The sequence below is a fragment of the Laedolimicola sp. genome, from assembly GCF_051972735.1.
Taxonomy (GTDB): Bacteria; Bacillota; Clostridia; order Lachnospirales; family Lachnospiraceae; genus Laedolimicola; species Laedolimicola intestinihominis.
In genome coordinates this window covers 20,034-27,236 of record NZ_JBOKYU010000034.1, presented here as the reverse complement: position 1 = coordinate 27,236, position 7,203 = coordinate 20,034, and the positions used below count along the sequence as shown (strand labels likewise).

The window sequence follows — 7,203 nt, the reverse complement described above, 5'->3', positions numbered from 1 at the left end:
GTATGATTTCTGCCATCGGCGTGCGTAACGTGGTAGAGAACAAGGTAGATTTGACTAAGTCCAGAAACCTGATTATCGCAGGCGTTATCTTTGTATGCGGACTGGGCTTCAGCAGCGGCATCACCTTCACGGTAGGCGGCACCCCGATTACCCTGACTGCGCTGGCTATCGCAGCTATCGCAGGCATCCTGCTGAACATGATTCTGCCGGGCAATGATTATGAGTTCGGCGTGAATGAGTCCGGCGACGAGAACCGGGGTATTCATGCGTAAATTATTTATATAAGTAAGCCGGAAATCACGCTGTTGGCGTGATTTCTGCGCATTACGGTGTAACAGGAAGTCACTATGAACATGCTTGAGGTGAGCGCCCGCCTGCGCGCAGGCGAGGCAATTCCGGTAAAAGAACAGATGAAGCTGGTGGTTTCCCTGTCTGTTCCGGCGATCCTGGAGCAGCTCGTAATGACTCTTATGAGTTATATCGATACAGCCATGGTGGGGGGCCTGGGTTATCAGGCTACAGCAGCCATCGGTGTTGTGGCCAGCAGTATCTGGTTCATGAATGCCTTTGTCAATGCTGCGGCCATCGGCTTTTCCGTGCAGGTAGCCCAGTATCTGGGCGCGGGAGACGGCAAGGGCCCGTTTCTCATCAATCTGTGCAGTATGTGGGGCATCCGTGTGGTGACGGTGCTCTTATTTACTAGACAGTTCGGGGTCTTAGGCGTCTGGGCGACTATGGCGGTGGAACTTATCTGCCGCGGTATCTTTTTCCTGATCCGGCTTCTGCGGGGACGCTGGATTCAGGTGGGCGCTTTAAAATAAAATTAAGAAAATTATATGAAAATGATAGAAAGAAATCCTTGCATTTTCAGGATTCCTATGATAAAATTAACCACGTTGTGATAAAAAAGCAGATGGTCCGCTGCTGCAGCAGTCGGAAAGGGCATCTTTTGGCAGAATTCTATTTGATAAGATCGAGAGAGAAGCGAGACAGATACGCGCCGGCCTCCGGTGCGGTTTCGGGTCCTTTGTACTGGCGGTAAGAACATCCAGAAAATAAGGAGGAGACAACGAAATGAACGAGATTATTAAGAACATTGAGGCTGAGCAGCTGAAGGCTGAAGTACCGGAGTTTAAGGTAGGAGATACCGTAAAGGTTTACGGTAAGATCAAAGAGGGTAACCGTGAGCGTATTCAGGTATTCGAGGGTATCGTACTGAAGAAGCAGGGCGGCGGAGCCCGCGCTACCTTTACTGTAAGAAAGAATTCCAACGGCGTAGGCGTTGAGAAGACATGGCCGCTGCATTCCCCGAACGTAGAGAAGGTTGAGGTTGTTCGTCATGGTAAGGTAAGACGTGCGAAACTGAACTACTTAAGAGGACGTGTAGGAAAGCGCGCAAAGGTGAAAGAGCTTGTAAAATAATCACGAAGTTGTAAAGATAAGAGGGAGAATGAAAATTCTCCCTTTTTCTTTCATGTAGCTTTGGGACACAGGAAAGGCCCTCCGGGCAGGCGGGGATTTTGCAGGGGCAGAATCCTGTTTGGAAAGGTTGTGGAGGAGTAACGATGCGTAGAAGAGGATTAAACTTCCGACGGAGAAAAAGAACAATCAATCTGTCCGCTCTGCAGGGAGCGACAGTCTGGATAGGAGAGATTATTCTGGCCTTTGTGGTAGGCTGTATGGTGGTCTGGTTTTTCGGTTATTCCTTAAGCAATGTGGGCGAGTCTATGGAGCCAACCCTGAAAAGCGGCGATAAGGTGTTAATTAACCGTCTGATTTATGAAGTGAAGTCACCGTCCTACGGAGATTTGATTGTGTTTAAGCCCAACGGCAACCAGAACGCCCATTACCACATCAAGCGGGTGGTAGGAAAGCCAGGCGACACCGTCACCATCAAGAGCGGCCGCGTCTTTGTCAACGGCGAGCTGCTGAACGAGACCGTACAGACCGAAAGCATGCAGGACGCAGGACTGGCTGAGGAAGGCGTAAAGCTGGGAACGGACGAATATTTCGTGCTGGGCGATAACCGCAACAACAGTGAGGACAGCCGAAGCGCCAACATCGGCAATGTAAAAAAGGAAGATATACTGGGCAGGGCCTGGTTTGTGGTGACGCCCGGGGAGCGCTTCGGGTGGTTGAAATAGATAAAAAATGGAGAATGAACGATGAATATACAGTGGTATCCGGGACATATGACCAAGGCCCGGAGAATGATGCAGGAGAATATCAAGCTGGTGGATCTGGTCATCGAGCTGGTGGACGCCCGTGTGCCCCTGAGCAGCCGAAATCCTGACATCGACGATCTGGGCCGCAATAAGGCGAGACTGCTCCTGTTAAATAAGTCCGATCTGGCGGACGAGGCGGCCAACGAGGCCTGGAGCGCTTATTTTCGGGCAAAGGGCTTCCAGGTGGTGAAGCTCAATTCCCGCAGCGGTGCAGGCTTTAAGAGTGTGAACGCAGCTGTCCAGGAAGCCTGCAAGGAGAAAATTGAGCGCGATCGAAGAAGAGGTATCCTGAACCGTCCGGTCCGCGCTATGGTGGCGGGTATCCCCAACGTGGGCAAGTCTACCTTTATCAACAGCTTTGCGGGCAAGGCCTGCACCAAGACCGGCAATAAGCCCGGCGTCACCAAGGGCGCCCAGTGGGTGCGCCTGAATAAGCAGGTGGAACTCTTAGACACCCCGGGTATCCTCTGGCCAAAGTTTGAGGACCAGGAGGTGGGTATCAAGCTGGCTATGATTGGTTCCATTAAAGAAGAAATTTTGAATACAGAGGAGTTGTCTCTGGAACTTTTGAAGCTTTTGAAAAGCAGGTACAGCGGCACCATCAACGAGCGATATGACGCAGATGAGGCGCTTGGCGAGGTGGAGCTTTTGGGAGAGATCGCGAAGCGAAGGGGCTGCCTGATGAAGGGCGGAGAACCGGATCTGACCAAGGCTGCAGCTATCCTGCTGGAAGATTTCCGGAGTGGAAAGCTGGGCAAAATCACACTGGAGCTGCCGGAACAGGCGCAGGAGGACTGACAATGGAACAGAGAGATAACAGAGAGGATATCGAGACAGAAGAGAAGCCGAATGTTATGCGGGAGCTTCTCGGCATGCTGGTATATGTGGGCATTGTTCTGGCTATCACATTTCTGATTATTACCTTTGTAGGGCAGCGGACCCATGTGAGCGGTGAGTCTATGGAAAATACCCTGGACGACGGCGATCAGTTGATCGTGGATAAGCTTACATATCGGTTCCACGATCCGGAGCGGTTTGACATTATTGTGTTTCCGTTCCGCTACAAGGATAATACGTATTATATCAAACGTATCATCGGACTGCCGGGTGAGACCGTGCAGATTGCAGATGGTGAGATTTATATCAACGGAGAGGTGCTTGAGGAATCCTATGGCCGCGAGGTCATGCAGGACGCAGGACTGGCTGCGGAGCCCATTACCCTGGGTGATGATGAGTATTTCGTGTTGGGCGATAACCGGAACTACAGCTCAGACAGCCGTGATCCCAGCGTGGCGCTGATTCACCGGAAAGAGATCATCGGACGGGCATGGCTGCGTATCTGGCCCCTGGATTCTTTCGGCATTTTGAAGCATCAGTAGAGGCGGAATTATGACAAAGACAGAGCAGCTGCGCGTGGAGCGGGAGCAGCGGAAACAGGAAAAATTAGCGAAGGAGCGGGAGCGTCTGGAGGGCATGCGTTCCTTTGAGCATCAGTACGGGGGCTATGGAGCCGTCTGCGGCATCGACGAGGTGGGCAGAGGACCGTTGGCAGGCCCGGTGGTGGCCGGAGCTGTGATTCTGTCACCAGACTGTGAGATTCTCTATCTTAACGATTCTAAGAAGCTGTCGGAGAAAAAGCGTGAGCTTTTGTATGATGAGATTATGGAAAAGGCGGTGGCGACGGGCATCGGCGTTATCAGCCCGGCCCGTATCGACGAGATCAACATTCTGCAGGCCACCTATGAGGCCATGCGGATGGCGATTTCCAATCTGAAGGTGCAGCCGTCCGTCCTGTTAAATGACGCAGTGACGATTCCGCTGGTGGAGATTCCCCAGGTTCCCATTATCAAGGGCGACGCCAAGAGTGTGTCCATTGCGGCGGCCAGCATCATTGCCAAGGTCACCAGGGATCATATGATGGTGGAATACGAGGAGATTTACCCGGGATACGGCTTCGCGTCCAATAAGGGCTACGGATCGGCGCAGCATATCGCGGCCTTGAAGGAGTTGGGGCCGACGCCGATTCATCGCAGAACCTTTATTAAAAACTATACGTAAATAATTTAGAGGGCGCGAAAAGGATAGTGAAAACAAGTGTCAAGCTTGCTTGTAAGCTTGTTTTTGCTATTCTTTTCACATCGGATGAATATCCGATGCTTCTTGAATTGTTTACAATTCAAGAAGATGCGCTGAAAAAATTTAGGAGGCTTCTATGCAAAACCGCCGTCAAATCGGCACGGAAGAGGAAGCTTTGGCCGCTGTGTTTCTGAAGGCGCAGGGCTATGAGATACTGGAACAGAATTTTCGCTGCCGTCTGGGTGAGATTGACATTATCGCCCGGGACGGCAGCGCACTTGTATTTATAGAGGTAAAATATCGGAGGAACGCGGCTTACGGGACTCCGGCAGAGGCCGTAAATCTACGGAAGCAGCAGAAAATATGTAAGGTGGCTGATTATTACCGGATGAAGCACCGCGTTTCGGACGGGCAGGCCTGTCGATTTGATGTGGTGGCGATTCAGGGGAGGAACATCCGGCTGATTCGGGATGCCTTTCCTTATTGTTTTTATTGAATAAATATAATATTCAATCAAGAAAAGTTTAAAAGTAAAATAAATACAGTGAAGAAGGAAAGACATCGGTGGCAATGCAAAGGAGAAAATCGAATGGAACAGAAACAGGCAGCGGTTGAGATGACGAAGCTGGACAGAGAGAATGTCTATGAATGGAAAAAAGTAAAAGACAGAATAACGACACACCTGGTGGAGCGTGCAGGCGTTCCGTTTTTACAATTTTCCCTTCTGGAGGAAACCGGCATCGTTACCCACGCCTTTTCCACCCGTCTGGGCGGCGTTAGCGAGGGCGTCTGCAGTACCATGAACGTAAGCTTCACCCGTGGCGACAGGGAAGAAGCGGTACGGGAAAACTATCGGAGGCTGGGCGAAGCTGTGGGCTTCGACTGCGCCGATCTGGTCTGCTCTGATCAGACCCATACCACGAACATCCGGGCTGTCACCGAAGCCGATCGGGGCAAGGGTTTTGCGCGCCCAAAGGACTACACCGACATAGACGGCCTGATTACCAATGTGCCGGGGCTTGTGCTGGCCACCTTTTACGCGGACTGCGTACCGCTGTATTTTGTGGATCCGGTAAAGAAGGCCATCGGCCTGTCCCATTCCGGCTGGCGGGGTACGGTGGGAAAGATCGGAAAAAAGACAGTAGAACGAATGCAGGAAGAATATGGGAGTAACCCATCGGACATCCGGGCAGTTATCGGTCCCTCTATCTGTCAGGACTGCTATGAGGTGAGCGCCGATGTGATCGAAGAGTTCCGGAAGGCGTTTTCAAAGGAATACTGGCCGGAATTATACTATGCCAAAGAAAATGGCAAGTACCAGCTGAATCTCTGGAGGTCCAACGAGCTGATTTTCCGGGAAGCAGGAATTCTGCCGGAGCACACAGCAGTCACAGATCTCTGCACCTGCTGTAATTCCTCTCTTTTATTCAGCCACCGGGCGTCCCATGGAAAGCGCGGAAATCTGGGGGCATTCCTGATGCTGAAATAGAGTGGTTATTTTGGGATAAATAATAAGGCCGATGCAATTCTATCTGTTTCGATAATTTTGCATCGGCCCCTGTTTTATCGGAGTTCTGATTTATTTCCCAAGATCTCCGTTCTGCCTCTTTTCCAGGAGCTTCCGGATCTTCTCGGTCGGGTTGTTGATCTTTCCAATCGGAGTGTCATGATTCATGGTATCAATAATCGTAGCCAGGAACTTGGTCATATCCGCTTCAGTGTAGTAGGGCTTCTCAAGAAGCTCCGGAGAGCGGTAGTTCAGGTTCGTGGTGACGATACGCTTGATGTAGCCCTTCTCGTAGTACTCGTCGAACTTTTCAAAGCCATCGGTGAAAAGGCCGAAGGTGCAGCAGACGTAGACGTTGCGCGCACCCCGCTCCTTCATCTGCTTAGCCACATCCAGCATACTTCCGCCGGAGGAGATCATATCGTCGATGATGATGACGTCCTTGCCGGTCAGGGAGGTTCCCAGGAACTCATGGGCTACGATGGGGTTCTTGCCATTTACGATGGTGGAGTAGTCTCTTCTTTTATAGAACATACCCAGGTCGATACCCAGGACGTTGGAGAAGTATACCGCACGCTCCATGGCGCCCTCGTCGGGGGCGATGATCATTAAGTGATCGTTATCCACCTGCAGATCCGGTTCGGTGCGCAGCAGCGCCTTCATAAACTGATAGGGCGGCTGGAAATTATCAAAGCCGTTCAGAGGGGTGGCGTTCTGTACACGCGGGTCATGGGCGTCGAAGGTGATGATATTGGTAACACCCATATTCTGAAGCTCCTGCAGGGCCAGCGCGCAGTCCAGAGACTCACGGCTGGTACGGCGGTGCTGGCGGCCCTCATAAAGGAACGGAATCACCACATTGATGCGGTGTGCCTTACCGGTGGCAGCGGAAATGATACGCTTCAGATCCTGATAATGATCGTCCGGAGACATGTGATTCTCATGGCCACAGACATTGTAAGTGATGCTGTAGTTGCAGACGTCCACGATGACAAACAGGTCGCTTCCGCGGACGGATTCACCGAGACGGCCTTTCGCTTCACCGGTTCCGAAACGGGGACAAGAGCAGTCTACCAGGTAGGAATCCTGAGCATACTCCTGAAAATATACGTTATCGCGGTGCTGCATATTGGCGGTCTTACGAAAATCCACCAGATAGTTGTCCACCTTCCTGGCAAAATACATGCTGCTTTCCAGAGCGGCGATTTTCAGCGGCGCGATGGGTAAAATATTGTCAAACTGATTTGTTTCTGACATGACTGTCCTCCGAATAATATGACGTAAATTTCGATATGTTAGTGAAAACATACTACATATCATTTATACCATTTTCCGATACAGATCGTCAAGACAGATTGCTTTTTATTTTCAAATAATGTATGATGGTAAATGGAA

General features: G+C 51.1%; 9 protein-coding genes and 1 pseudogene. 9 read left to right on the top strand and 1 reads right to left on the bottom strand.

All coding sequences use genetic code 11. The features are described 5' to 3' along the window. The 9 genes and pseudogenes from ACTRC3_RS08790 to pgeF form a co-directional block, all read left to right on the top strand. A pseudogene (locus tag ACTRC3_RS08790) lies at nt 1-272 on the top strand (uracil-xanthine permease family protein); the annotation flags it as partial. Nucleotides 273-347: 75 nt separating this feature from the next. Further along, nucleotides 348-821 carry an MATE family efflux transporter gene (locus tag ACTRC3_RS08785; RefSeq protein ID WP_440322796.1) on the top strand — a complete coding sequence of 158 codons (474 nt, stop codon included), beginning with the start codon at nt 348-350 and terminating at the stop codon, nt 819-821. Nucleotides 822-1,074: 253 nt separating this feature from the next. Then, entirely contained in the window at nt 1,075-1,422 is a 348-nt protein-coding gene (gene rplS / locus ACTRC3_RS08780; protein WP_178038697.1) for a 50S ribosomal protein L19, read from the top strand. Between the two features lie 143 nt (nt 1,423-1,565). Further along, nucleotides 1,566-2,144: a signal peptidase I gene (gene lepB / locus ACTRC3_RS08775; protein ID WP_178038698.1), complete on the top strand. Its 579-nt coding sequence runs from the start codon at nt 1,566-1,568 to the stop codon at nt 2,142-2,144. 21 nt (nt 2,145-2,165) lie between these two features. After that, nucleotides 2,166-3,023 (top strand): ribosome biogenesis GTPase YlqF, encoded by an 858-nt coding sequence (gene ylqF / locus ACTRC3_RS08770; RefSeq protein WP_178038699.1) that lies wholly within the window; start codon nt 2,166-2,168, stop codon nt 3,021-3,023. Between the two features lie 2 nt (nt 3,024-3,025). Then, a complete protein-coding gene (gene lepB / locus ACTRC3_RS08765) occupies nt 3,026-3,604 on the top strand; it encodes a signal peptidase I (RefSeq protein WP_178038700.1) in 579 nt (192 codons plus the stop codon). 10 nt (nt 3,605-3,614) lie between these two features. Beyond that, nucleotides 3,615-4,283: a ribonuclease HII gene (locus tag ACTRC3_RS08760; protein ID WP_178038701.1), complete on the top strand. Its 669-nt coding sequence runs from the start codon at nt 3,615-3,617 to the stop codon at nt 4,281-4,283. Between the two features lie 154 nt (nt 4,284-4,437). After that, complete coding sequence (locus ACTRC3_RS08755) at nt 4,438-4,797, top strand: YraN family protein (RefSeq protein ID WP_178038702.1); 360 nt, start codon at nt 4,438-4,440, stop codon at nt 4,795-4,797. 93 nt (nt 4,798-4,890) lie between these two features. Further along, nucleotides 4,891-5,790, top strand: a complete 900-nt coding sequence (pgeF, locus tag ACTRC3_RS08750) for a peptidoglycan editing factor PgeF (RefSeq protein ID WP_440322795.1) — start codon at nt 4,891-4,893, stop codon at nt 5,788-5,790. A gap of 90 nt (nt 5,791-5,880) precedes the next feature. Here the strand turns inward: pgeF and ACTRC3_RS08745 are convergent, their stop codons facing one another. Beyond that, nucleotides 5,881-7,065 carry a ribose-phosphate pyrophosphokinase gene (locus ACTRC3_RS08745; RefSeq protein ID WP_440322794.1) on the bottom strand — a complete coding sequence of 395 codons (1,185 nt, stop codon included), beginning with the start codon at nt 7,063-7,065 and terminating at the stop codon, nt 5,881-5,883. Nucleotides 7,066-7,203: the final 138 nt, after the last annotated feature.